Source organism: Paraburkholderia sp. Ac-20336 (assembly GCF_017105025.1).
Classification (GTDB): domain Bacteria; phylum Pseudomonadota; class Gammaproteobacteria; order Burkholderiales; family Burkholderiaceae; genus Paraburkholderia.
Genome location: NZ_JAAGPS010000001.1, coordinates 327820 through 351190, shown reverse-complemented (window position 1 = coordinate 351190; position 23371 = coordinate 327820). Strand labels below are relative to the sequence as shown.

General features: G+C 61.7%; 19 protein-coding genes and 1 riboswitch. Of the genes, 8 read left to right on the top strand and 11 right to left on the bottom strand.

Features of this window, described 5'->3' with window-relative positions:
- Nucleotides 1-209: 209 nt before the first annotated feature.
- The 4 genes from GXB81_RS01525 (at nt 210) to GXB81_RS01510 (ending at nt 4124) form a co-directional block, all read left to right on the top strand.
- Nucleotides 210-968, top strand: a complete 759-nt coding sequence (locus GXB81_RS01525; RefSeq protein WP_167037311.1) for an SDR family oxidoreductase — start codon at nt 210-212, stop codon at nt 966-968.
- A 53-nt stretch (nt 969-1021) separates the two neighbouring features.
- A complete protein-coding gene (locus tag GXB81_RS01520) occupies nt 1022-2344 on the top strand; it encodes an MFS transporter (protein WP_205988106.1) in 1323 nt (440 codons plus the stop codon).
- Nucleotides 2345-2382: 38 nt separating this feature from the next.
- A complete protein-coding gene (locus tag GXB81_RS01515) occupies nt 2383-2775 on the top strand; it encodes a VOC family protein (RefSeq protein WP_167037316.1) in 393 nt (130 codons plus the stop codon).
- 104 nt (nt 2776-2879) lie between these two features.
- Nucleotides 2880-4124, top strand: a complete 1245-nt coding sequence (locus tag GXB81_RS01510) for a citrate synthase (protein ID WP_205988105.1) — start codon at nt 2880-2882, stop codon at nt 4122-4124.
- A gap of 123 nt (nt 4125-4247) precedes the next feature.
- Here the strand turns inward: GXB81_RS01510 and GXB81_RS01505 are convergent, their stop codons facing one another.
- Complete coding sequence (locus GXB81_RS01505; protein WP_167037322.1) at nt 4248-5150, bottom strand: LysR substrate-binding domain-containing protein; 903 nt, start codon at nt 5148-5150, stop codon at nt 4248-4250.
- Nucleotides 5151-5265: 115 nt separating this feature from the next.
- Between GXB81_RS01505 and GXB81_RS01500 the strand changes: the two genes are divergently transcribed.
- The gene (locus GXB81_RS01500; RefSeq protein ID WP_167037325.1) at nt 5266-6432 is read left to right on the top strand and encodes a mandelate racemase/muconate lactonizing enzyme family protein; all 1167 of its coding nucleotides are present in this window, start codon (nt 5266-5268) and stop codon (nt 6430-6432) included.
- A gap of 236 nt (nt 6433-6668) precedes the next feature.
- The gene (locus tag GXB81_RS01495) at nt 6669-8081 is read left to right on the top strand and encodes a DUF2252 domain-containing protein (protein WP_205988104.1); all 1413 of its coding nucleotides are present in this window, start codon (nt 6669-6671) and stop codon (nt 8079-8081) included.
- Between the two features lie 15 nt (nt 8082-8096).
- Here GXB81_RS01495 and GXB81_RS01490 read toward each other — a convergent pair whose 3' ends face one another.
- The 8 genes from GXB81_RS01490 to GXB81_RS01455 all read right to left on the bottom strand — a co-directional run bounded on the left by GXB81_RS01490 (nt 8097) and on the right by GXB81_RS01455 (nt 18523).
- Nucleotides 8097-8444 carry a DUF190 domain-containing protein gene (locus GXB81_RS01490; protein WP_167037331.1) on the bottom strand — a complete coding sequence of 116 codons (348 nt, stop codon included), beginning with the start codon at nt 8442-8444 and terminating at the stop codon, nt 8097-8099.
- 263 nt (nt 8445-8707) lie between these two features.
- Nucleotides 8708-9490 (bottom strand): ABC transporter substrate-binding protein, encoded by a 783-nt coding sequence (locus tag GXB81_RS01485; RefSeq protein WP_167037333.1) that lies wholly within the window; start codon nt 9488-9490, stop codon nt 8708-8710.
- Between the two features lie 178 nt (nt 9491-9668).
- Nucleotides 9669-10685: an iron ABC transporter permease gene (locus GXB81_RS01480; protein ID WP_167037336.1), complete on the bottom strand. Its 1017-nt coding sequence runs from the start codon at nt 10683-10685 to the stop codon at nt 9669-9671.
- The gene (locus GXB81_RS01475; protein ID WP_167037338.1) at nt 10682-11671 is read right to left on the bottom strand and encodes an ABC transporter substrate-binding protein; all 990 of its coding nucleotides are present in this window, start codon (nt 11669-11671) and stop codon (nt 10682-10684) included. Before GXB81_RS01475 ends, GXB81_RS01480 begins: the two co-directional genes overlap by 4 nt.
- Nucleotides 11668-12474, bottom strand: coding sequence for an ABC transporter ATP-binding protein (locus GXB81_RS01470; RefSeq protein ID WP_167037340.1), 807 nt, complete (start codon nt 12472-12474; stop codon nt 11668-11670). Before GXB81_RS01470 ends, GXB81_RS01475 begins: the two co-directional genes overlap by 4 nt.
- Before the next feature lie 11 nt (nt 12475-12485).
- Nucleotides 12486-14684: a TonB-dependent receptor gene (locus GXB81_RS01465; RefSeq protein ID WP_240158685.1), complete on the bottom strand. Its 2199-nt coding sequence runs from the start codon at nt 14682-14684 to the stop codon at nt 12486-12488.
- A 279-nt stretch (nt 14685-14963) separates the two neighbouring features.
- A riboswitch (cobalamin riboswitch) is annotated at nt 14964-15027 on the bottom strand.
- 68 nt (nt 15028-15095) lie between these two features.
- Nucleotides 15096-16307, bottom strand: coding sequence for a zinc metallochaperone GTPase ZigA (zigA, locus tag GXB81_RS01460; protein ID WP_167037346.1), 1212 nt, complete (start codon nt 16305-16307; stop codon nt 15096-15098).
- 89 nt (nt 16308-16396) lie between these two features.
- A complete protein-coding gene (locus tag GXB81_RS01455; protein ID WP_167037348.1) occupies nt 16397-18523 on the bottom strand; it encodes a TonB-dependent receptor in 2127 nt (708 codons plus the stop codon).
- Between the two features lie 173 nt (nt 18524-18696).
- Here GXB81_RS01455 and GXB81_RS01450 point away from each other — a divergent pair, with 173 nt between their 5' ends.
- Nucleotides 18697-19140 (top strand): Fur family transcriptional regulator, encoded by a 444-nt coding sequence (locus GXB81_RS01450; protein WP_205988103.1) that lies wholly within the window; start codon nt 18697-18699, stop codon nt 19138-19140.
- A 135-nt stretch (nt 19141-19275) separates the two neighbouring features.
- On the opposite strand, the gene GXB81_RS01445 is transcribed toward GXB81_RS01450, so the two are convergent.
- Entirely contained in the window at nt 19276-20166 is an 891-nt protein-coding gene (locus GXB81_RS01445) for a LysR substrate-binding domain-containing protein (RefSeq protein ID WP_167037985.1), read from the bottom strand.
- Nucleotides 20167-20346: 180 nt separating this feature from the next.
- Between GXB81_RS01445 and GXB81_RS01440 the strand changes: the two genes are divergently transcribed.
- Nucleotides 20347-20865, top strand: a complete 519-nt coding sequence (locus GXB81_RS01440; protein ID WP_167281340.1) for a lipocalin-like domain-containing protein — start codon at nt 20347-20349, stop codon at nt 20863-20865.
- 1093 nt (nt 20866-21958) lie between these two features.
- Here GXB81_RS01440 and GXB81_RS01435 read toward each other — a convergent pair.
- Entirely contained in the window at nt 21959-22798 is an 840-nt protein-coding gene (locus GXB81_RS01435; RefSeq protein WP_240158709.1) for a restriction endonuclease, read from the bottom strand.
- Nucleotides 22799-23371: the final 573 nt, after the last annotated feature.

Genomic DNA, 23371 nt, shown 5'->3' with positions numbered 1-23371 from the left:
TTGATTGGAAGAATCAACTTGAGCGCGTCTCCATGCGTCCCTGTTTCGGCCGGCACAACACGTCCACCTCTCGAACCTCAGGAAAACCCTGATGTCAGGCCCGCCAGTCAAGACATTGGATGTTGATTCAACGAATCAAGATTGCCTCGCGCTTTGTGTCAATGCAATTCTTCTTTCGTCATCACTTCACTGACGAGGAGCATCGAGCAATGTCCGCACTGAAGAAATTCGCCGCCGTCACGGGCGCCGGCTCAGGCATCGGCCGCGCCGCCGCGCAGGCGCTGGCCGCCGCGGGATTCACCGTCGCGCTGATCGGGCGCCGGGAAGAACCGCTGCTGGAAACGCTGGAGGCCATCAGGTCCGAGGGCGGCGAGGCGCGGGTGTTTCCTGCGGACGTCACCAACGAAGCTTCCGTCGAGCATGCGTTCTCCCGTATTGCGCAGGAATTCGGCCGCCTGGACGTGCTCTTCAACAATGCCGGCCGGAACGCCGGCGCGGTTCCTCTCGAAGAATACGAACTCGATTTCTGGAGCGATGTCGTCGCGACCAATCTGACCGGCGTGTTCCTGTGTGCCCGGGCGGCATGGCGTCTGATGAAAACGCAAACGCCGCAAGGCGGAAGAATCATCAACAACGGATCGATCTCGGCGCATTCTCCTCGCCCCAATACGATCGCCTATACGGCGACGAAACACGCCGTCACCGGCATCACAAAATCGCTGGCTCTCGATGGACGCGCCTACCACATCGCTTGCGGCCAGATCGACATCGGCAACGCGGCCACGCCGCTCACCGAGCGCATGAAACGCGGCGTCCTGCAAGCCGATGGAAGCACCGCTCCCGAGGCAAGAATAGACGTCGGGCACGTTGCCGACGCCGTCGTGCAGATGGCGAGTCTTCCGCTGGAGGCCAACGTGCTGAACATGACGATCATGGCGACTGCCATGCCTTTTGTCGGCCGCGGATAACCCGGCTTCCCGCCAGATAACGACAACAACAGGCGACTGTTAAGGAGACACCGATGAAAGCGGTAGGAGAACAACCGATGTCGATTCAGGATTCGTCCGACTACGTCATCGCGGCCAAACCGTCGAAAGTCCGATACGTGGTGCTCGCGATGCTGCTCGTCGCCACCACCCTCAATTACGTCGACCGATCGGCACTCGGTATTGTGGCACCCGGCCTGTCCAAAAGTCTGTCGCTCGACAAGATGCAGATGGGCGAGCTGTTCGCCGCCTTCGGCCTCGCCTATTCCTTCGCGCTGCTGCCAGGCGGGCTGCTCGCCGACGTATTGGGCTCGCGGCTCGCCTACGCGCTCTCTCTCGTCGGCTGGTCCTTCGCTACGCTGACACAGGGTCTCGCCAACGGTTATCACATGCTGCTCGGCTCCCGGCTCACGATGGGCGCGCTCGAAGCGCCCGCCTTTCCGTCCAATGCCCGTTCGGTGACACTGTGGTTTCCGGCCCAGGAACGCGGCTTTGCGACCAGCGTCTACGTGATGGGGCAATACATCGGAACGCCGCTTTTCACCGGGCTGCTGTTGTGGATCTCCACCACCTACGGCTGGCGCTCGGTCTTCTTCGTCACGGGCGCATGCGGTATTCTCTTCAGCCTCGTGTGGTATCGCCTCTATCGCGACCCGCATCAGCACAAGACCGTCAACGCAGCGGAACTTCAATACATCAACGAAGGACGCTCGACAGGGGTACAGAAAGCCCGCGAGAAATTCAACTGGCGCATGGCGCTCCAGTTGCTGCGCTACCGGCAGATTCTCGCGATCTGCCTCGGGAAATTCTGCAATAACACCCTGCTGGTTTTCTTCACGACCTGGTTCATGACCTATCTGATCGAAGCGCGTCATATGTCGATGATCAAGGTCGGCATATTTCAGGCGCTTCCATTCCTCGGTGCAACGGCAGGCATTCTCGTCGCCGGGTCGCTGTCGGATTTCTTCATCCGGCGCGGCGTGTCCGTTTCCGCGGCCCGAAAGGCGCCGCTTATCATCGGCACGCTGCTCGGTGCCTCCGTTGTCTTCGTGAACTTTGTCGAATCGAACGCCATGGTAATTGCGATCCTGACGATTGCATTCTTTGCCCAGGGGATCGGCTCGATGTCGTGGGCCGCGGTTTCGGAAATCGCGCCGCGACAGTACGTGGGCCTGACCAGCAGCATCACCAGTCTCGCGGCAAACATCGCGGGGGTGACGACGCCGCTCATGATCGGCTATATCACGCACCATACCGGCCACTTCTACTGGGCACTCAACCTGATGGGTGCCATCTGCCTGCTTGGCACGTTCTCCTATTCGATTTTTCTCGGGAAACTTTCCCGTATCGAACTTTGATCCAGAAACATCCGGTGAAATAGATCAGGTACAACGACATGATTGAATTCAAATGGGACCATCTCCAGCTCTGTTCCACCGACGCCGAAGCGACAGCTGCATGGTTTGCCCGCTGTCTGAACGCCGAAATCGTACGTCGCCCCGCAAGAGTGGATCTTCGTCTCGGCAGCATCAATCTCTTCATCACCGCACTGACGCAAGCGCACGCTGTTCAGTTGCCCGCGGGAGCCCGGAAAGAAGGCATCGATCATTTTGGCGTCACCGTGAATGATCTGGACGCGGCATTCGAACATCTGATCCACTGCGGAGCGGATATCGTCGAGCCCATCAAGCCGGTTCGGGCCGGTGTCCGGGCCTGCTTCGTGCGTGCCCCGGGCAACATCCTCGTCGAAATCCTGGAGCGCAAGCCCGCCGAGATGACTTTTACCTGAAAAGCGGTCAATATCGAAACCGCATCGATAGCGACGGCGCGCCATGTGCGATTACTATCGTGCGGTCTTCCCTCTCATCCACTGCATCGCGACGCATCCATTTCATGCGCAACTGGATCACCCTGACTGACGCGGCCCGACAACTCGGCGTACAACCGCAAACGGTCTATGCGTACGTCAGTCGAGGCAGCATTGCCGTCATGCCCGATCCGCTCGATCCGAGAAAGAGTCTCTACCGGGCCGAGGACGTGCTCGGGCTCTGCCGGAAAAAACAGGTCGGGCGCAAGCGCGAAGCACTCGCTGCCGGGACGATATTCGGTGCCGAGCCTTGCATCTATAGCGGTATCACGACCTTTTCGAAGGGGCGTGCGTACTATCGCGGACACGACAGCATCCGGCTGTCGGAGACGGCGACGCTCGAAGAAGTCGCCGCGATCCTGTGGAACGCGCGGCCACCCATCTCTTTCGAGTCCGCCAGCATCCCGCTGCAAGGCGACGAGCGCGGCAGACAATGCGCGTTCATGTCGCTCGCGGCGCTGGCCGCCAACGGACACTCCACGCACGGACGTACCGACAGTGCGCTGCATGCCGAGACAGGCCGGCTGGTCGCGGTTGTCGCGCAGGCGTTCGGCGCGCAATGCGACGGCCATGCCCAATGGACCCACGAGCGGCTTGCCCTGGGCTGGCGGCAGGACGCCGCCGTGGCCGATCTGATCCGGCGAGCGCTGGTACTGATCGCCGACCACGAAATCACCAGTTCCACGTTTGCCGCGAGAATTACCGCGTCTACCGGTGCATCGCTGGCCGGGTGCCTGCTGACCGGGCTCGCCACGTTCTCCGGTCCCTTGCATGGTGATGCATCGGGGCGCGTGCGCGCGGTCTTCGACGACGTCGAAAGACTGGGCGCCGAGCACGTTGTCAGCCACCATCTGCAATCCGCGATCCCGATTCCCGGCTTCGGGCACCATCTTTATCCGGACGGCGACCCGCGAGCGCGTGCCTTGCTGGATCGGCTCGATCCGCCCAAGGAACTGGCGTCGTTCATCGACAAGGTCGTGACGCTCACGGGTCTGCAACCGACTATCGACGTCGCGCTCGCGACGTTGGCCACGCAATTTCAGCTTCCGCGCGACGCCGCATTCGGTCTGTTTGCAACCGCCCGCAGCGTCGGACTGCTCGCGCATTGCATCGAGCAGCTCAGGGTAGGCAAAGTCATCCGGCCGCGAGGACGCTATACCGGCCCGGCTCTAGAAGAAAGCAGAACGGATGGATCGGCGGAGAACGAAGACAAAACGCTCGATCCCGTCCTGCTCGACAAGAATCGGGTCTTCAAGACGATTGCCCGCTGAACGGGCCGACGTGTTCGAGATCCGCCCGAACGCCGTTCGAATCTCACCCGAAACGCGACAACGCCCAAACGGCAGCGATGCAGCCCGCGTGCCGCGGCACCTCTTCGCCCCCGCCGTCAAAATCTACGCCCCATGCCGCCCAAACCGCTCCGCCAGAAAGTCGATAAAAGCGCGGGCACGCGCCGACTGATTGCGCCGGTTCGGGTAATAGACGAACAGGTCGGCCGACGGCTGCACGAACTCGGGCAGCACCACGCGCAAGCGGCCGCTTTCGAGGTATTTCGCAAGGTCCCACTCGGAGCGCAGCAGAATGCCGTGACCATCGAGCGCCCAGCTCAGCACGATGTCGCCGTCGTTGCTCGACAGCACGCCGCGCACCTTCACCGAGTGCGGCTCGCCGTTGCGTTCGAGACGCCAGATGCCGTAGGCATCGTCGTTCTGCCGATGGACGATGCACTGATGGCTCGCAAGATCGGCCAGGCTTTCGGGCGTGCCGTGCAACTCGAGATAACGCGGCGACGCGCATAGAAAGCGCCGGTTCGCCATGATGCGGCGCGCGTTGAGTCGCTTGTCCGGCAATTCGCCGAAGCGAATCGCGAGATCGACTCCGCTTTCGACAAGATCGATCGGCCTGTCGGTCACGTCCAGTTGCACCTCGACATGCGGATAGCGCTTCGCGAACTCGGACACGAACGGCGCAATCGTCGTGCGGCCGAAGCCGAGCGTCGCGTTCACGCGCAACAAGCCGCGCGGCACCGAACGGCTCGACGATACGATGTCTTCCATCTCCCTGACTTCGGCGAGAATCCGCGTCGCGTAGTGCAGGAAAGTCTCGCCCTCGGCGGTCAGACTGACACTGCGCGTGGTGCGATTCACGAGCCGCACGCCGAGCCGCGCTTCGAGTTGCGCGAGGCGCTTGGTCGCCGCCGGCGGCGTAATGTCGAGATCGCGCGCGGCGGCCGACAGGTTGCCGTAGCGCCCGAGCAGGACGAAAAACTCGAGGTACGAGGTCAGGTCGTTTTTCACCACAGGTTAATAAAGAAGTGAATTCAGGTGAATCATAGTACCGATTCCAACGCCTAATCTAGCGCCTTGAACCGCCAGTCATTCCGAACACTGGCCGTGCCATCTGGAGACATCCATGAAAATCGTAGAAATCCGCGAAAAGACCGTTCCGATCAGCTCCTCGATCCGCAACGCCTACATCGACTTCAGCAAGATGACGCTGAGTCTCGTCGCCGTGGTCACGGACGTGATCCGCGACGGCAAGCCCGTCATCGGTTACGGCTTCAACTCGAACGGCCGCTACGGCCAAGGCAAGCTGATGCGCGAGCGCTTCATTCCGCGCGTGCTCGACGCCGATCCGGCGACGCTCGTCAACGATGCCGGCGACAATCTCGACCCGCACCGTGTCTGGGCGACGATGTTCACGAACGAAAAACCGGGCGGTCACGGCGAGCGCTCAGTCGCCATCGGCACGATCGACATGGCCGTGTGGGACGCGGTCGCGAAGATCGCAGGCAAGCCCCTGTTCCAGCTGCTCGCCGACCGCTACGGCAACGGCCAGCCCGATCGCAAGGTGTTCGTCTACGCCGCGGGCGGCTACTACTATCCGGGCCAGGACCACAGCAAGCTGAAGGACGAAATGCGCAGTTATATCGACCGTGGCTATACGGTCGTGAAGAAGAAGATCGGCGGCGCGTCGCTCGACGAAGACCTGCGCCGTATCGACTCCATCCTGAGCGTACTGCAAGACGGCCAGAAACTCGCCGTCGACGCAAACGGCCGCTTCGATCTCGACACGGCGATTCAATACGCCAAGGCGCTCTCGCAATACGATCTGTTCTGGTACGAGGAAGCCGGCGATCCGCTCGACTTCGAATTGCAGGCGACGCTGCGCAACTACTACGACAAACCGATGGCGACCGGCGAGAACCTGTTTTCGATGCAGGACGCGCGCAACCTGATTCGCTACGGCGGCATGCGTGCCGATCGCGACTGGCTGCAATTCGACTGTGCGCTGAGCTATGGCCTCGTCGAATATCTGCGCACGCTCGAGATGCTGCATCAGCATGGCTGGTCCGCGAGCCGCTGCATCCCGCACGGCGGCCACCAGATGTCGCTCAACATCGCGGCGGGTCTCGGCCTCGGCGGCAACGAGTCGTATCCCGATCTGTTCCAGCCGTATGGCGGCTTCCCCGACGGCGTGAAGGTCGAGAACGGCTACATCACGATGCCCGAGTTGCCCGGCATCGGCTTCGAAGGCAAGGCCGATCTGTTCGCGGAAATGCAGAAGCTCTCGGCATAACCGCCCGGCGCATGTGCCGGCCACCGCAAGCCGGTACATGTGCAAGAGCAGTCCTCTATGGAAATAACGGCGCGGACACGCTAGAGTCCCAACAGGTTAGAGGCACGTCGCTGCTGCCTTCATGTACCGCGCCGAGCGACTTTGCAACGGTTTGGTAAACTCGGCGGCTGGCGTGCAGGCAAGGTTTTCGTCGTGTGCACACGAACTGAATAACGCTGCATTTCCAAGGGCCAACGATGACGCCATTCGAATCGCTCGCGCAGCGTAGCGCGACCGGCCGCAACGCACGCAAGAACGCCCCACGCAGCGCCCACGCCGGGATCGGCAAGGTCGATCGCGATCCGGTCCGCCTGCTGCGCGAAAGCAGCCGAGGCCGCGTCGAAGCTCTCGTGCCGCTGCGCTACGGACGCATGCTCGAATCGCCGTTCACGTTCTATCGCGGCAGCGCGATCATCCAGGCGCATGATCTCGCGGCGACCGCGAACAGCGGCTTTCATTTCCAGATTTGCGGCGACTGCCACCTGATGAATTTCGGCGGCTTCGCGACACCCGAGCGCGCGCTCGTGTTCGACATCAACGACTTCGACGAAACCGCCGTCGGTCCGTGGGAGTGGGACCTGAAGCGTCTCGCGGCGAGCCTCTATATCGCCGTCCGCCATCTCGGCCACGGCGACAAGCTCGCCGACGAAGTCGTCGCGCATTGCGTGCAAAGCTATCAGCACTGGACCGCACGCTACTCGGACATGAGTCCGCTCGAACTGTGGTACGAGCTCATCACGTTCGCGCGTCTCGAGGAAATCTCGCCGACCGAGGATGCGCGGCAACGCATCCGCAACAGCATCGCCAGAGCATCGCGCCGCACGCATGAAACGATCCTGCCGAAGCTCGCGAACCGCCGCGACGACATCTGGCAGATTCGCGACGTGCCGCCGACCGTGTTCCACGTGCACGGCAAGAGTACGCTTTTCACGCACGAGGACGACTGGCTCGGCCTCGGCGACTGGCGCACGTTGATGGCGCCGATCTACAAGCACTACCTGAAATCGCTCGGCACGGTGCGGCGCACGCTGCTCGATCACTTCTCGATGCACGACATGGCGTTCAAGGTCGTCGGCGTCGGCAGCGTGGGCACGCGCTGCCTGATCCTGCTGATGGTCGATCAGCACGAGAAGCCGCTCTTCATCCAGTTCAAGGAAGCGTCCACCTCGGTCGTGACGCGCTACTTCAAGGCGCCGGGGCCGAAGCATCAGGGCCAGCGCGTCGTCGATGGACAACGGCTCATGCAGGGCGCGAGCGATCCGTTCCTCGGCTGGACCACCGGCCCGTTCGGGCGCGCGATCTACGGCCGCCAGTTACGCGACATGAAGATTTCGGCCACGCTCGAACTGTTTGCGAAAGACACGTTCCGCCAATACGCGGGCATGTGCGGCTGGGTGCTCGCGCGCGCTCACGCGAAAGCGGGCGGACTCGCAACCGAAGTCGCGGCCTATCTCGGCAATGGCGATCAGATGTCCGAAGCACTCGTCGCTTATTCGCGCGCCTACGCGGATCAGGTGGAGAAAGACTACGAGGTATTCCGCGCCGCCTGCCGCAGCGGCCGGCTCGAAGCGCGCACCGACGCGGACATGGCGGCCGATTTCGTCGCGTAGGCGCACAGGCGTGCATCAGGTTTTCGGCATGCTCCTATCGCCCTCATCGTCCTCGCCGACGACGCCGAATTCGACCGCCGTCTTCACATAGAACAGATGCAGCCCCTCGGCGCGAAGCCGCTCGAACAACCGCCCGGCTTCATCGGCCGTGACCGCCATCACGACGGACAGCGGCTGATCCGCGAGCTCGAAGAAGTGCGCGGAATGAATCCGGTGATGCTGCCCGACACCCTCGCAGGCCGGAATCACGGTCGCACCGCGCAGACCGAGTTCGCCCGCCAGATGCACGAGCCAGTCGGCGAGCGGTTTGCCATGATGGCTGCGCGCCTGCTGGGTAAAGAAGGTGATCTGATAGCCGTTCATGTCGAGGCTCCCCAACCTTCAGTGCATCCGGTTTCGGGACGGGTATGAAACCAGTGTAGATGGCGGGCGGCGGCAGCGCCAGGTGGAGAAGCGCGACCGGTATGGGTAGCGTGGCTACGCGTTCCTATACGAGGCTTCGAGCGGCATACGCTGGGGGTAATGCGTGCGCCGTCCGCCATAAGCACTGCGGGGTCTTGCCCGTGAAGGCAAGACCCCGCGATGTTTTCGCGCCGTATCGACAGCGCGTGGTTGCTACGGCGAGATTACTGGCCGTACACGTCGAAATCGAAATACTTCTTCGCGATCCGGTCGTACGTGCCATCGGCGCGAATATCGGCGATCGCCTTGTCGATTTTTTCCTTCAGGTCGGTATCTTCCTTACGCAAGCCAATTGCCGTTCCGCTGCCGAGCGTTTTCGCGTCGTAAAGCGGATTGCCGGCAAATGCAAAGTCCTTGCCGCGCGGCGTACGCAGGAAGCCGATTTCGGCTTGCACCGCGTTCTGCAACGACGCGTCGATGCGCCCGGCGAGCAAGTCCGAGTACACGAGGTCCTGGTCCTGATAAGGCACGATCACGGCACCGGCGGGTTCCCAATACGTCTTCGCATAGGTCTCCTGGATCGAGCCCTGTTCGACGCCGATGCGCTTGCCCTTCAGCGCTTCCGGCGTCGGCACGATCGATGAGTCCTTCTTCGCGACGAGACGCGTCGGAATGCGGAACACCTTCGATGAGAACGCGATCTGCGCCTGACGCGCGGGCGTCATCGACATGGTCGACAGCACGCCGTCGAATTTACGCCCCTTCAACCCCGGGATCATGCCGTCGAACGAGTTTTCGACCCACACGCATTTCGCGTTCAGACGACGGCAGATTTCATTGCCGAGGTCGATATCGAAACCGACGAGCTTGCCATCGGCGGCCTTCGATTCGAACGGCGGATAGCTCGCGTCGACGCCGAATCGCATGGTCGACCAGTCCTTGGCGATCGCGCTGCCGGACGAGACGGCGAGCAACGCAAGCGTCAGGGCTGCAAGCGTGGTTTTCATTTTGGCTCCTTTTACTCTTCTGAAGAAAGACGGATACGCGGCGTGCTTCACCGCGTTGGCGCACCCCGGCGCCCGGAACCCGACATTCGACCGTGATCTGCGTGGCCGCGCAAATTCATTTAGGGAATTAATTTATGCGTGGAGCGCATAGACCGTACAACAAGCCCACCCTCTCGACTCAATGCGGACTACGCACTAACCACACGAAGAAGATGCCCCCGAACAAACCCGTCACCACACCGATAGGCAGATCGTCAGGCGAGATCAGCGTACGCGCCGCCACGTCGGCCCAAACCAGCATGATCGCGCCCACGAGGGCCGACGTCGGCAAGAGCCGCGCGTGCCCTGCGCCGACCAGCCGGCGCGCCGCATGCGGCGCCACGAGGCCGACGAAGCCGATCGCGCCGCTCACCGCGACCATCCCCGCCGTGAGGAGCGAGCACACGACGAACAATTCCCGGCGCAGGCGGGTCACGTTCACGCCGAGCGTAACGGCAACGACGTCGCCGCTCATCAGCGCATCGAGTTCGCGGCGGCGGCCGATCAGCAAAATCAGGCTGATGCCGACGAGCGCCGCCGGTACGTCAAGCAGGTTCCAGCGCGCAAGCCCGAGCCCGCCGAGCATCCAGAACAGTACCGACGAGGCAGCGCGTTGATCGCCGAGATAAAGCAGCAGATTCGCGAGGGCCATCAGCACGAACGAGATCGCGACGCCGGCGAGCAGCAAGCGCTGCGCATCGACTCGCCCGCCGCGCGCGCCGCATGCGATCACGAGCGCCGTTGCCGCGAGCGCGCCGGCGAAGGCGCAAACCGGCAGTGTCAGCACGCCCCACGCCGCCCCGATCCACAACGTCGCCGCCACCGCACCGACGCTCGCACCCGCGCTCACGCCGAGCAGATGCGGATCCGCAAGCCGGTTCGAGGTCGCGGCCTGCAAGACCGCCCCCGCGACCGCGAGCGCCGCGCCGACCAATGCGCCGAGCAGCACACGCGGCACGCGGATCATCCAGACGATGGCGTCGTTCATGTCGGCCGGATGCGTGCGGCCAACAGCATGTGCGGCGATCGTGCGCATGACGTCGCCCGCCGCGATGCGTGTTGAGCCGAGGCCGACCGCGAGCACGATCGACACCGCCAGCACGATCGCGAGCAACGCGAACGGCAGCACGCGCGCGCGTCGGCCTGTCGCGCTCATCGTGAAACGCGCGGCGGCCGCGCAAAGGCTTCGGGATGCAAACCGCGCGCGATCGTCCCGATCGCTTCCGCGTTCCGCACGCCGGGCGTGGCCGCGTCATAGGGCACCACGATAAAACGCCGCTCGCGAATCGCCGCGACGTTCGCGAGCGCGGGCGACGCAAGCAGGAACGCCTCTTTCTGGGCCGCCGTCACCGCGCCATAGTCGACGATCACGATCACTTGCGGATCGCGCGCCACCACGCTTTCCCAGCTCACCTGCGCCCAGCTCTGGGCCACGTCGTCCATCACATTGCGTCCGCCTGCCGCGCGAATCAACGCGGTCGGCATCGCGAGCTTGCCGGCGGTAAAGGGCTTGTCCTCGCCGCTGTCGTAGACGAACACGCGCGGGCGATCATGCGTTCCGTTCAACGCGCGAGCGACATCGGCGATGCGTGTCTGCATGGACGCGATCACGCTTTGGGCCTGCGCATCGGCATCGAAGATCGCGCCGAGATTGCGCAGATCGTTGTAGACGTCGTCGAGCGAGGCGGCGGGACGTGGCATCACATGCCCGCACGATTCGGAGAGTTCGTAGGTCGCAATGCCGAATGGCGCGAGCGTCGCGGGCGTAATCGGGCCGCCCACGCGCATGCCGTAATTCCAGCCCGCGACATAGAGGTCGGCCTGCGCGGCCACGAGCGTTTCGAGCGACGGATAACGTTGCGCGAGTTCGGGCAGGCCGTTCAGTTCTCCCGCAAACGCGGCATCGGCGCTCTTCCAGCCGCTGATGCCCGTATAACCCGCCATATGCGATCGCACGCCGAGCGCGAGCAGCATCTCCGTGAGATTGACGTCGTTGCTCACCGCGCGCGTTGGCGCTCTGGTGAAGGTGACGTCGCGGTTGCAGCTATGCACGGTCACCGGATAGTGGCCCCCATGCGCCGCAGCACTCGCGCCCGCGAACAGCCATGCGCCAAGCACGGCGCGCAGTCGTGTCGTTTTCATCGTTGCGATCCCGTATGCGCCGCAATCAGGGTAATGCGCGGACAGTGATTGATGGGGTGGCGATCGACGAGTGCGTCAATGCCATAAACGCGCCTGAGCAGTGTCTCGGTGAGCACGGTTTCGGGGGTGCCGTACGCGACGATCTCGCCCGCATGGATGACGAACAGCCGGTCGCAGAACGCGGCGGCAAGATTGAGGTCGTGAATCGTCGCGAGCGTCGCGATCCGCTGGCGCTTCACCAGCGCGAGCAGTTCAAGCTGATGGCGCGGATCGAGATGATTGGTCGGCTCGTCGAGCATCAGCACGGCCGGCTGCTGCACGAGCGCGCGCGCAAGCAGCGCGCGTTGGCGCTCGCCGCCCGAGAGCGTCGCGAACGGCCGCGCGCGCAGATCGGCAAGACCGACGTCGTCAAGCGCACGCGCTATCCGGGCGCGGTCGTCCGGCGTTTCGCCTTCGAGCGCGCGCTTGTGCGGCATGCGTCCCATCGCGACGACCTCCTCCACGCTCAAGCCGAAGTCGTCGGGCGCATCCTGCAGCAGCACCGCGATGCGCTGCGCGCTCCAGCGTGCCGGGTGCGCCCAGACATCCTCGCCGTCGAACGTGACCGTGCCGCGCTGCGGCTTCGCGTAACGAAACGCACAGCGCAGCAGGCTCGTCTTGCCGCTGCCGTTCGGCCCGATCAGTCCGACGAATTCGCCGGGCCTGACGTCGAGGACAATCGAGCGCAGCAGCGCATGCTCGCGCCTCGCGGCATCGCCGTCGCGCGGCGACCACTCGAGTCCGTCGATACTCAATGACGACATGGTTCGCGACTCTAGAAGTTCAGCGTCGCCGTGACCCAGCCCGAACGCGGCGCGCCGAGCAGCCACTCGCCACCGTCGTTCTGCGTCGTGACCACATACGTGCGGTTCGTGAGATTGCGCAGATAGAGCGCCAGCGTAAGGTTGCGCGTGGCGCGCCACGACGCCGAGGCGTCGAACAACGTGTAGCTCGGAATCGGCGCGGTATTCGCGTTGTCGCCATAACGGCGGCCCACGTAGTGCAGGCCCGCGCCAGCGCGCCAGCCCGGCGCGAACGCCCAGTCGAGCCACAGGTTCGCGGTCTGCTCGGGAATGTTGTACGGCACGTTGCCCGAGCGCGAGAGGCTCTGGCCATTCACGTCCTCGTTGAAGTCGTCGTAACGCGCGCGCAGCAGCGAGGCGTTTGCGTTGACCGACACCCCGCCGCCCAGTTGCAGCGCGCCGGTCCACTCGACGCCGCGCGACGACTGCTTGCCGACCTGCTGCGTGAGATCGGGATTCGACGGATCGGTGCTGAGCAGGTCGTGCTTGACGATCTGGTAGAACGCGAGCGTCCACCACGCGCGTCCGTCCAGTAACTGCTGCTTGACGCCGGCTTCCCACTGCGTGCCGCTTGCGAGCGAAAACTGACTGCTCGACTTCGAGAGCGTGACGAGCGAGCCCACGCCGTCGGCGCCCGTCGTGTACTGCGCATAGACCGAGAAATCGGGTGTCAGCGAGAACACCAGCCCCGTGCGCCAGCCGGTATGCGCAAAGGTCCGGTCAAACGACGAGGCCGGTCCGTTGACCGTCGCGAAGGTATCGCGGTGGTAGTCGAGATGGTCGTAGCGCAGGCCGGAGACCCACGCGAGCCGATCCGTCAGTTCGAGCCGGTTTTCCGCGAAAACGGACGCCTGGTGCGTCGTGGTCTGGAACTGCGGCACGGTCGGGTCGGGGCTGGCGAACACGCCCGGATCGAAGCCGAATGCCGGCACGATCGAGGCGCCGTCATACGGCGAGTTGCTCGTATCGAGGAACGAAATCACATTGAAGTCCGCGCCGACGACGAGCCGGTTCTGACGTCCGAGCAGCCGGCCATCGAAGGTCGCGTCGAGCGAATCGCCAACCTGCTGTTCGCGGTGCAGGATTTCGATGTAGTCGGAGCGCAGCACGTTGCCGTCGCCGAGCAGCTCGTAGCTTTCGCTGTCGTGCCAGTGGCGGTTGGTCAGCAGATAGTAAAACTGATTGCGCAGCGTGATGCCGGGCGCGGCATTCCATCGGGCGGAGAGGCGCGTCCACTGGTCGTAGTACGAGATCGACGCGTTGCCGACGTTGTAGTTCTGGCGTGCCAGTGCGGGATCGAGTGCGCCGTCCATAACGGGCACGCCGAAGTAGCGCGCGGGAAGCTGGCGGCCGTAGTCGTAATCGAGCGTGAACGACAGGCGCGGATTCACGTCGAGACGCAACGCGCCGCCGAGCGCCGTCGTGTGCGAATCGCCGCGCGGCAGCCAGCCGTTGTCGCGGTCGTCGGCGATATAGAAGCGGTACGAGAGCATCGGACCCAGCGCGCCCGTGGTGTCGAGCGCGACGCGCTTCTTGCCGTAAGTGCCGGCGCCGAGCTCGATTGTCGTCGCGTAGTCGCGCTGCGGCGCCTTCGGCACGATATTGATGACACCGCCGATACCGCCTTCTCCGTAAAGCACCGAGGCCGGTCCGCGCAACACTTCGATGCGTTCGGCCGACCACGTATCAAAGGGAAACGACACGGTGCCCGCGCCCGCGTACATGCGCACGCCGTCGTAGAGCGTCGTGACCGATTCGGGACCGCTGAAGCCGCGCACGGACAGCGACGTGCCGCCGTTGCCCGGTGCCGCGTCGGTCGCGAAACCGGCGGCCCGCGTGACGGCTTGCGTCACGTTGTTGTCGCCGCGCTCGGTCAGTTGCGTGCTGCCGATCGCTTCAACGCTTGCAGCCGTATCGAGACTCGAGAGGCCCAGGCGGCTGCCCGTCGTGAGCGGCGTCGTGAGGTCCGGAACGTTCGAGTTTGCGTTGTTCCCGGCGGTGCCGGTGACACGCACGGCGGGCAAGGTGGCCGTCTGCGGAGATGAATCGGTGGCGGGCGAGGTGCTGCTGGTATCGGCGAAAACCGGCGTCGTGTTGACGAGCCAGGTGCAGGCGATAGCGCTACGCAGGGCGAAGCGCCGCGCGCGGAAAAGCGGTGCGGATGCGTCCATTTTTTTGTGATTCGTTATTGTGATGTGGCGCGCTCGCGACGGGCGCGCGTGCGCCCGCATCGATGCGATGCGGGCGGCAAACCCGGAGAGCGGAAAACGTCGGCGGCTAGCGGATCGACGTGCGTTCAGACGTGGTGATCGACGTTGCCCGACACGCGCGGGAATGGCCGAACGATGAATGGCGGGCACCTGTGCGCCGCACGCTGACCAGTGCAGTCATGCTGATTTCTCCTGGGGTTTCGCGCCCCGCAAGTACGGTTGGAATGAGCCGATGACCAGGTCTGACTTTCGGCGCGAAGGCCGATCACAGTGGCGCGACCGCGCTGGATTTGCACCAGCTTCCGGACATGGCGGGTGGATTGTACCGGGTTGTGGTCGACGCCGTGCCGTAATAGATTTTCGCTTCGCAGGTCAAACTGTCTCCGGCACGCGAACGCCCCACTCCGGAAACGGGTCCGCATACCCGATCCATGCTTGAGGTCCATCGGCCATCTCCGCGTCCGTGAGCAGACAGGCGTCAAGCCGTTGGCGCATGCCGGGTTCGTCGATATCGATACCGATCAGTACCAGTTCCTGTCTCGCATCGCCGACCTCGGGCGTCCAGTTCGCATTGATGAAGGCAAGCGATTCGGCGTCCGTCGGCCAGTCCGCTTTCGGTACGGCGGCCCACCAGCGTCCCGCTAAACCATGGCGGCAAACCGCGCCCGCCTGCGACCAGGAACCGGCATGAGAGGGACGGCTTGCAAGCCAGAAGAATCCCTTGGAGCGGACCACGCCCGGCCATTCGCTGTTGATCAGATTCCAGAACCGCTCCGGATTCATCGGCCTGCGCGCGCGCCATACGAAGCTGCGGATTCCATACTCTTCGGTTTCCGGCGTATGTTCGCCGCGCAGTTCCTTCAGCCAGCCAGGTGCTCTGGCGGCTTCCTCGAAGTCGAACAGCTGGGTATCCAGTACCCGATCGAGCGCGACACGACCGAACGTCGACATTTCGATTTTCGCCCGCGGGTTGAGGCTGCGCAAAATCGCCGTGAGCCGTTCAAGGTCCGCCACTTTGACCAGATCCACCTTGTTCAGCACGATCACGTCGCAAAACTCGACCTGTTCGATCAGCAGATCGACAACGGTCCTGTTGTCCTCCGCGCCCAAAGATTCTCCGCGCGATTCGAGGCTATCCCGCGAGCTGTAGTCACGCAGAAAATTGCATGCGTCGACGACGGTCACCATCGTGTCGAGCCGCGCGACATCGGCCAGGCTTTTGCCGTCTTCGTCGGCAAACGTAAAGGTTTCCGCAACCGGCAACGGCTCGGAAATGCCGGTCGATTCGATCACGAGCTGGTCGAAGCGGCCTTCCCTCGCGAGACGGCTCACCTCCAGCAACAGATCTTCACGCAGGGTGCAGCAGATACATCCGTTGCTCATCTCCACAAGCTTCTCATCGGTTCGCGAAAGCTCGGCACCACCGTCGCGGACAAGCGCCGCATCGATGTTCACCTCGCTCATATCGTTGACGATGACAGCAACTCTGCGGCCTTCGCGGTTGTTCAGGATGTGGTTGAGCAGCGTTGTCTTGCCTGCGCCCAGAAAGCCGGAGAGAACGGTCACGGGCAATCGGTGGTCCATAGAGATGCTCCTCGTGTGTAATAGCGTCGGCCTTGCCGGTGCAAACGGCTTGCGCTGGACGTGTCGCCGGCGCAAGCCCGGATCATGCGTTAGAACGTGCTGCGCAAACCGACCATGACGCTGCGCGCGCCTTGTGGAGCGATGTCGCGGACAACCGAACTCGCGTAGCGGATTTCCTGATTCGTCAGGTTGTCGCCACGAACATAGGCCAGCCAGTTCGTGGTGCCGACATGAAACTTGTACGTCAGGATCAGATCCAGCTTCGTGTAGCTCGTCGTCGGCAGATCATTTTCGGGTACGCGGTGTTGACCCCATGCGTGCTGTACTTCCGCGCGCGCGCCAAAGGGGCCGTACCCGTAGTCCACCGAAAAGGTGGCACGCAGCGGCGAAATGCGCGGCAACGGCTCGTCGTTGTCCATGTTTCGCGCATGCGTATAGTCGCCAACCAGTTCCACATCCACCTGATGCGCGCCTTTCTCGAACACGCGCCATTTGCCGTCGAGTTCAATGCCGTAAAATTCCGCGCGCACGCCCTTGTAGACGGCTTCGTTCAGTGCGTCGTCGGTTCCCGGCGGAACCACATTGTCATCGTCGTCAACAAGCCGTCCGGTGTTGAATTCGGTCAGGTAATTCTTGAATCGACTGTAGAAAACGCCGACGCTTCCCTTGTTCGGCCCGCTGGCAAAACGCAGCGAAAGATCCGTCGATACCGCTTTTTCTTTCTGCGCTTCGGGGTCGCCAATCAGGTATTGCCCCGTCGCGTCATGAGGCCCGTTCGCATACAGCTCGTAAAGCGCGGGAGCACGTTCGGTGTACGCAACATCGCCCGCGACCGACCAGATCGGCGAGAGCTTGTATAGCGCACCCAGCGATGCACTGACGGCATTGAAATTGCGTCCTGTCGCGCTCTCGAATTTTTCGTTGCCGGCCGCCGTCGGGTCCTGCTTCACATACTCGTAGCGGGCGCCGGCGCTGAGTTTCAGCGCATTGGTAACGTTCCATTCTTCGAGGCCGAACAGCGCGACGTTCGTTGTCTGGGTCGTGGGCACGAGCGCTTCATCGCCAAGCGCAGAAAAGGTGTTCTGGCTTATCTGCACGCCGACTACGCCTTCGAGCGGGCCTATTTTGTGATGACGCGCCTCGATTCGAGCCTCATAGCCGTGGTTCCGGAAGGTGGTTCCCGTTTCGCCGTTATCGATTTCCTTGTGTTCGTAATCCGTGTAACCGAAGTCGAACTTCAACTGCGAGAAGGGACCTTGCAGATTACGGACCTCGGATGCGAATGCCACATGATCCTGATGCATGCGAAGCCGGACGTCGTCCTCGGCCACCGAACCGTAGTTGGCTTCATAGCCGTTGTATGACAGACCCGCGTAACCGTCTGCCCACGTGTAAGCGCCGCCCACCGCGCCGCCGGACCATCGTCCATCGCTATTCGGAATGGTGCCGTAGGCCTGTTCGGCATCGGGTCCATCGAGCACACGTTGCTGTGCCGAATGGGCATAGCCGGGAATGCGCTCGTTGCTGGTTTGCCGATCGAATGCATCGACGTGGAAAGCGAATTGACCATTGCCCCCTTCGACCTGTGCCGCGCCGGCGCGAGCACGGTTGGCTCCGCCATAGCTTGCGTCCACCTCGCCGTTGACACCCTTGACCGGCTCGCGCGGAATCCGGTTGTCGATCGTGTTCACGACACCGCCAATCGCATTGCCGCCATAAAGCAACGCCGCCGGTCCGCGCACGATTTCCACCCGCTCGATAGTCATGGGTTCCTGGGGCACCGCGTGGTCATATGACAGCGACGATGCGTCCCACGCGGCCACGCCGTTCTGCAGAATCCGGATCCGGTCCCCGTCCATCCCCCGGATGATCGGCCGTCCGACCATCGGGCCATATGTCGTGGTCGACACACCGGGCAGGCCGTTGAGGGTTTCACCGAGCGAGTTCGACTGACGAAGGGTCAGCGCGTCGCCGTACAACGCCGTAGCCGGGGCAATCAGGTCTGTGTCGCCCAGCGGATTGGCCGTCACGAATACGGGCGCGAGAGAGCCGCCCGGGATTGCACCGGCTGATGCGTCCCGTGAAACGTTGCTCGACTGGGCATGTGCAAAGGCGGCACACAAAGCGAGGGTAAGCGGAGAAAAGCGGACGAGGCGTGTCGTCGGGAGGTGGTTTTGCACGGTTTTTATGGAGTGTGGTCGAAAGCTACCAGGCATCGATACGAAACGTTATAACATAACATTACATGTCGATACCTGGCCCCCTATCCAAAAGACATCGAATCATGTCCCCTCACAGGACGACTTCGATTCCTTTTTGAATTTGTGAAATGATATAACGTATCATTACATTGGTAAAGTTTGAGGAGGCAACGTGGTTAGATTCGCAAATGACTGGATTTGTTAGCCTGCCGGCAATGGACGCACTGGTGGCACGCTGCATGGCCGATGGTCACCGGCTCACCGCTTTGCGCCGGGATGTGCTCGGCCTTCTGGTGAAGCGCGGCGGCCGTGCTTCGGCATATGAACTCATTAACGAGCTGCCGGGTATTGGTCGGCACGATGCGCCCCCATCGGTGTATCGCGCGCTCCACTTTCTGATTTCCGCGGGCGTCGTGACGCGCATCGCGTCGACCAATACCTTCGTCATCGCGCCGAGGGCTCCAACGCAACATGTGGCTTTTCTCGTATGCAATACCTGTGGCGCGGTAAAGCCCGTGGATGTGGCTTGTCTCGATGGCGCGTTGACGCATGCGGCGAAAGCGGCGCAATACGAGATCACGCATCGTCATACGGAGATCAATGGGATTTGTGCCGCGTGTCGGGGGGAGTGAGGAGTGAGGGGTGAGGGGTGAGGGGTGAGGGGTGAGGGGTGAATCGATGAGATGCTCCCTGCAATTCTGTTTGGCATGATAGAGCATCATGGCAGAAACCGGCTTGCGGTCCAATGCCGGAGAAGCTTAATCGGCTTATCGAGCAGACTGTCGACGAGCATGTTCCGTAGCTGATGGAAGGAGGTTAGCTGTCGCATTCTCAATCACGGCGCGCTTCAACTGAGCCAAGGCAGGTGGAATGTCCCGGAGCCCGGAGTGCAGGCAGAGTTCGACAGTCGGCAGAGGCGGAAGGCCGTCTTTCTCATCGAGTCGTCGTAGGGACGATGGTATTCCGGCCGCCGTTCTCAACGTGATGCCAAGACCCGCTGCCACACCTGACCAAAGACTCTGGAGGCTGGCCGTGGTATACGCCAGTCTCCAGGAAATATTTGCGCGATCAAGGGCTTCAATGCCGGCGCGACGGAAAAAACACGGCGGATTGTATAAGGCCAGGTCCAACGGACGGCCGGGACTCAGGGCAGTGTCGATTCCAACCGCTCCGATCCATGTCATTTGCAACGTGGCGAGGTGTTCAGCGTCTGAACGACTGCCATATCCCATGACCAGCACGAGATCGAGTTCCTCTCGGTCCAGTCGCTCAAGCAACACACCGTTTCGCTCGACGGCAACTTCCACACGAACCGCAGGATGTGCCTTCTTGAATTGTCCCAGAGCAACCGGAAGCCAGGTCTCTGCGAAATCGCCCGGTAGGCCGAAGCGCACGAGACCCTCAACAGAAGCCCCTCGAACGGCTCGAACAGCTTCATCGTTGAGATCCAAAATGCGGCGCGCATATGAAAGGATCAGATCGCCGGATTCCGTCAGGACCAAGCCTCGTCCTTGCCGGCGGAATAGCGGCTGTCCGACTTGTTCCTCAAGCTTGCGCATCTGCTGACTCACGGCCGATTGCGAACGGCCTACGCGCTCAGCAGCGCGGTTCAGACTTCCCAGTTGCTGAGTCGCCAAGAGCGTCCTCAGAGCGTCCATATTGAGGTTGGGCGTAGGCACAGTTCAGTTTTTCTAAAGAGACGATGCCGAATTATTGCATTCATTACATATTCGTCCGGCTATTATCAACGGCGGAGTTTGATCGCTATGGGCAGGCCGTGAACATTGCGAGCAAGCCTCGATACAAAACGGGTTGAGAGCCAAATCACGGAGAACTGTATGAGACGCCAGATAATTCTTAAACGAGGCATTCCGGTCGCCGTTTTATCGGTGTGCCTATTGTGGACGGCTGTTGCACGAGCCGACGCAACCGCTTTCGATCCTTCACTAGTGGGCAGCTGGACTTTGGTGGCAGCAGATGTCCAACATCCCGATGGCTCGCGAGCATCGGACTACGGCGCCGCCCCCAAGGGGCTGCTGCTCATCGACGCGCAGGGACATTACTCGCTGCAAATTTTCAAGGCAGAACGCCCTCAATTTGCTTCCGGCGACAAGGGAGCAGGAACACCAACCGAGTACAAAGCCGCCGTCATGGGATCGAGCACGCACTTCGGCACGATCAGCGTCGATCAGGCTGGCGGAACTTTGACTTTCCATATTCAAAACGCCTCTTTCCCCAACTGGGAGGGAGCGCAGCAGAAGCGAAGCTACGAGCTTAAAGACGGCAAGCTGAGCTACCGGGTCACTCCTCGACCGAATGGAGATATACCGATTTCGATCTGGCAACGTCTGAACTAGAAGAACGATCGAGCGCTACCGATACCTCTTTCTTGTGGCAAGTGGCATCCCGGATGGCCGCGATCGGTCAAGAAACAGCCGTTCAAGCAAAGCATCTGAGCGGCTCAAGCTCGCCGGCTACTGCGCGATGCGGTACGGTCGGCTGTAGTAGACCCTTTGCAGCCACTCATACCCATAGTTTCGCTACGGCAGACCCGGCGGGGCAACGGACATTCTGCGGATCGATGCTGAAGAGCTGATGTTTTTTGACTTGATCCGACGCTACCTACGGCTTCGACGCCAGAGCAGCAACAGGCCACCTATTGCGATCATCATTTCTCCAGTCCGCCGGATACCTGCGCTCAAATTCTCGTATTGACTATTGAGCCAGCCTTGCGTCAGTTTGAAGACGACTGTTCCGGAGACGACTAGCTTTGAAAGGCGTCGACCACAAAATTCCGCATGTGCAGTCGCGCCAGTTAGCCGTCGAAGCGAGCGATCTGGAATCTCGCAACCTGACTTGCCGCCACAGTAATCAACCACCACGTTATCGGCCTGGACGCGTTCCAGGTAGTAACTACGCTCAAAGTAGCGCAGAACGCCGTCAACCAGGCGATCAGGCAAGGCATCCCCGTGTGCATCCGCTATTGACCGCGACGCTGTCGTCTGAAGGCCGCGAAATGCGGCTAGTAAACGGCAAAAACTGGCCGCCTCCGGTCCAACACAGACCGCCGGGCGTGGCTGGGCATAGACCGGCCGCGCCAGACAGCAGTCGCCCCTTCTCGGCCGCTCTCCCTTCCACAAAGCGGACGCTCGCGCGTTCGGTTGCGTCCAGCGAGTGCAGCGCCGTCAGTCGCGGGGCGTATTGCTCGCCTCGGACGTGTTCGCCAGTTCGATGAAACGAAACGCGCCGCACCGGGCGATCTCGATTACCGCGATCCGGCGCGAGTGCGGCTTGACTATCACCGATAGCGATCGGGAGATAATCGCCTTCGGCTACAAAACCACATCGCAAAGTAGTAGCCCCGCCACGCTTAGCTGCTACTGCTTCCGACAACGGTACATTCGGAACTTCAACAGATGGATAGCCTGCTGTACGCCACCGAAACCGGCTTCAACGCCGCTTTCGTCGTCCCGGCATAACCATCGGAGTGACGGGCAACGGACTACCTGAGTAGAACTCAGAAATCAGACGCTTGCGTCCGATTTCCGCAAATGCAAAACCGTTTATCCAGATAGCATTTTCGGTGTGTGGCTGTACGATGAGATATCGCCCTCGCATTGCGTCGGCGGTCAGGATATAGGCGCCAAGATGTCGCATTCCCAGCCCCCGCACAGTCCACCGAGGCGTCAAATGACACACCCTCGCATACTCCTCAGCGTGTGCGCGCGAGATGAACAGCGCTCCAAAGAGCTCATCCCCTTGTGCAAAGGAATAGGGTTCTTTCGTCTCAGGGTCGTACAACGTCCAGAATGGTTCGCCTTTCACCTCGGGGCCAGGCATCACAACATCATCCAGGCGTAACGCAAGAAGTTGCCCTATGGACGGAAGCTCTTCAACCGACAGCACTTTCAGGCCATTTTCGTTGGCGGAGTCAACGGCCCCGCTTTGATAACCGTTGGCTGAAACGATGATGCCGACCAAGCCTTGGCAATCATGCACTTTCATCGCGAACGCCAGAACATCGTCCCTTTCCATAGGGCGGGTGGTGTTCTTGCATTCGATCGCAACCCGGTGCCGCACACCAGCAATTTCAAATTCGTAGTACACGTCTATCTGGTAAACACTCCCCCTTGATCCTCGTAAACTGACTCCACGCCCAACGACAGCGTTCTCAAGTTCAAGATCAAGCAAAGTCTGATAGACATTGCGGACGTGGTCTTCGAGTCCCGGCCCGTCTCCTACTTCAGGTCTCGTGGTGCTTTGTTTTAGTACAGCTATAACACCTGCCATCGAGCGTTGGTTCATGATTTACGAATAGCGCTTTAAAATTGACGGCCCAACAGGTCGTTGGGATCTCACGTGCCGGAGATCGAACTCACGGCGCGCGTTGGTCAGTCTAACGTTAGGGTTCGTGCCGTTGTCAACGAATTGAGCAGGTATCGAACAGCCGTTTGTGGCCGGGGTGTGTGAAAACGCATGTCGAATGCGGTGTTCATAAAAATCGGCCCTTCAGATCGCGCTGTAGTGGCTTGACCGCAGCTCGGGGAGGGTAAAGCGACATCAGAGGACGGAGTACTTTTGCGTTTTCACACGGCCTCGACCCGTTGCCGCCGCCAAGATCCTTTGACGTTCACGGCCGGTATGAAGCTGGGTTCGGTTACCGGAGCCGCGCCTGGCGTCCAGGCAAGGGGGCGTCTGTGTGCAAATCAGTGTGTGACTACGCGCGCGAAACCGGCTTGCAGAAGATGGACGGCTCAACGAGCGCGCGCTAAGTTTCCGCTGCGCAAGCTTGCGGCATGGCGGCACTGCGTCCGCTGTTGAGGAACGGTCCCAGGCAGGTCGCGATTGCACGCGGCCTCGCGC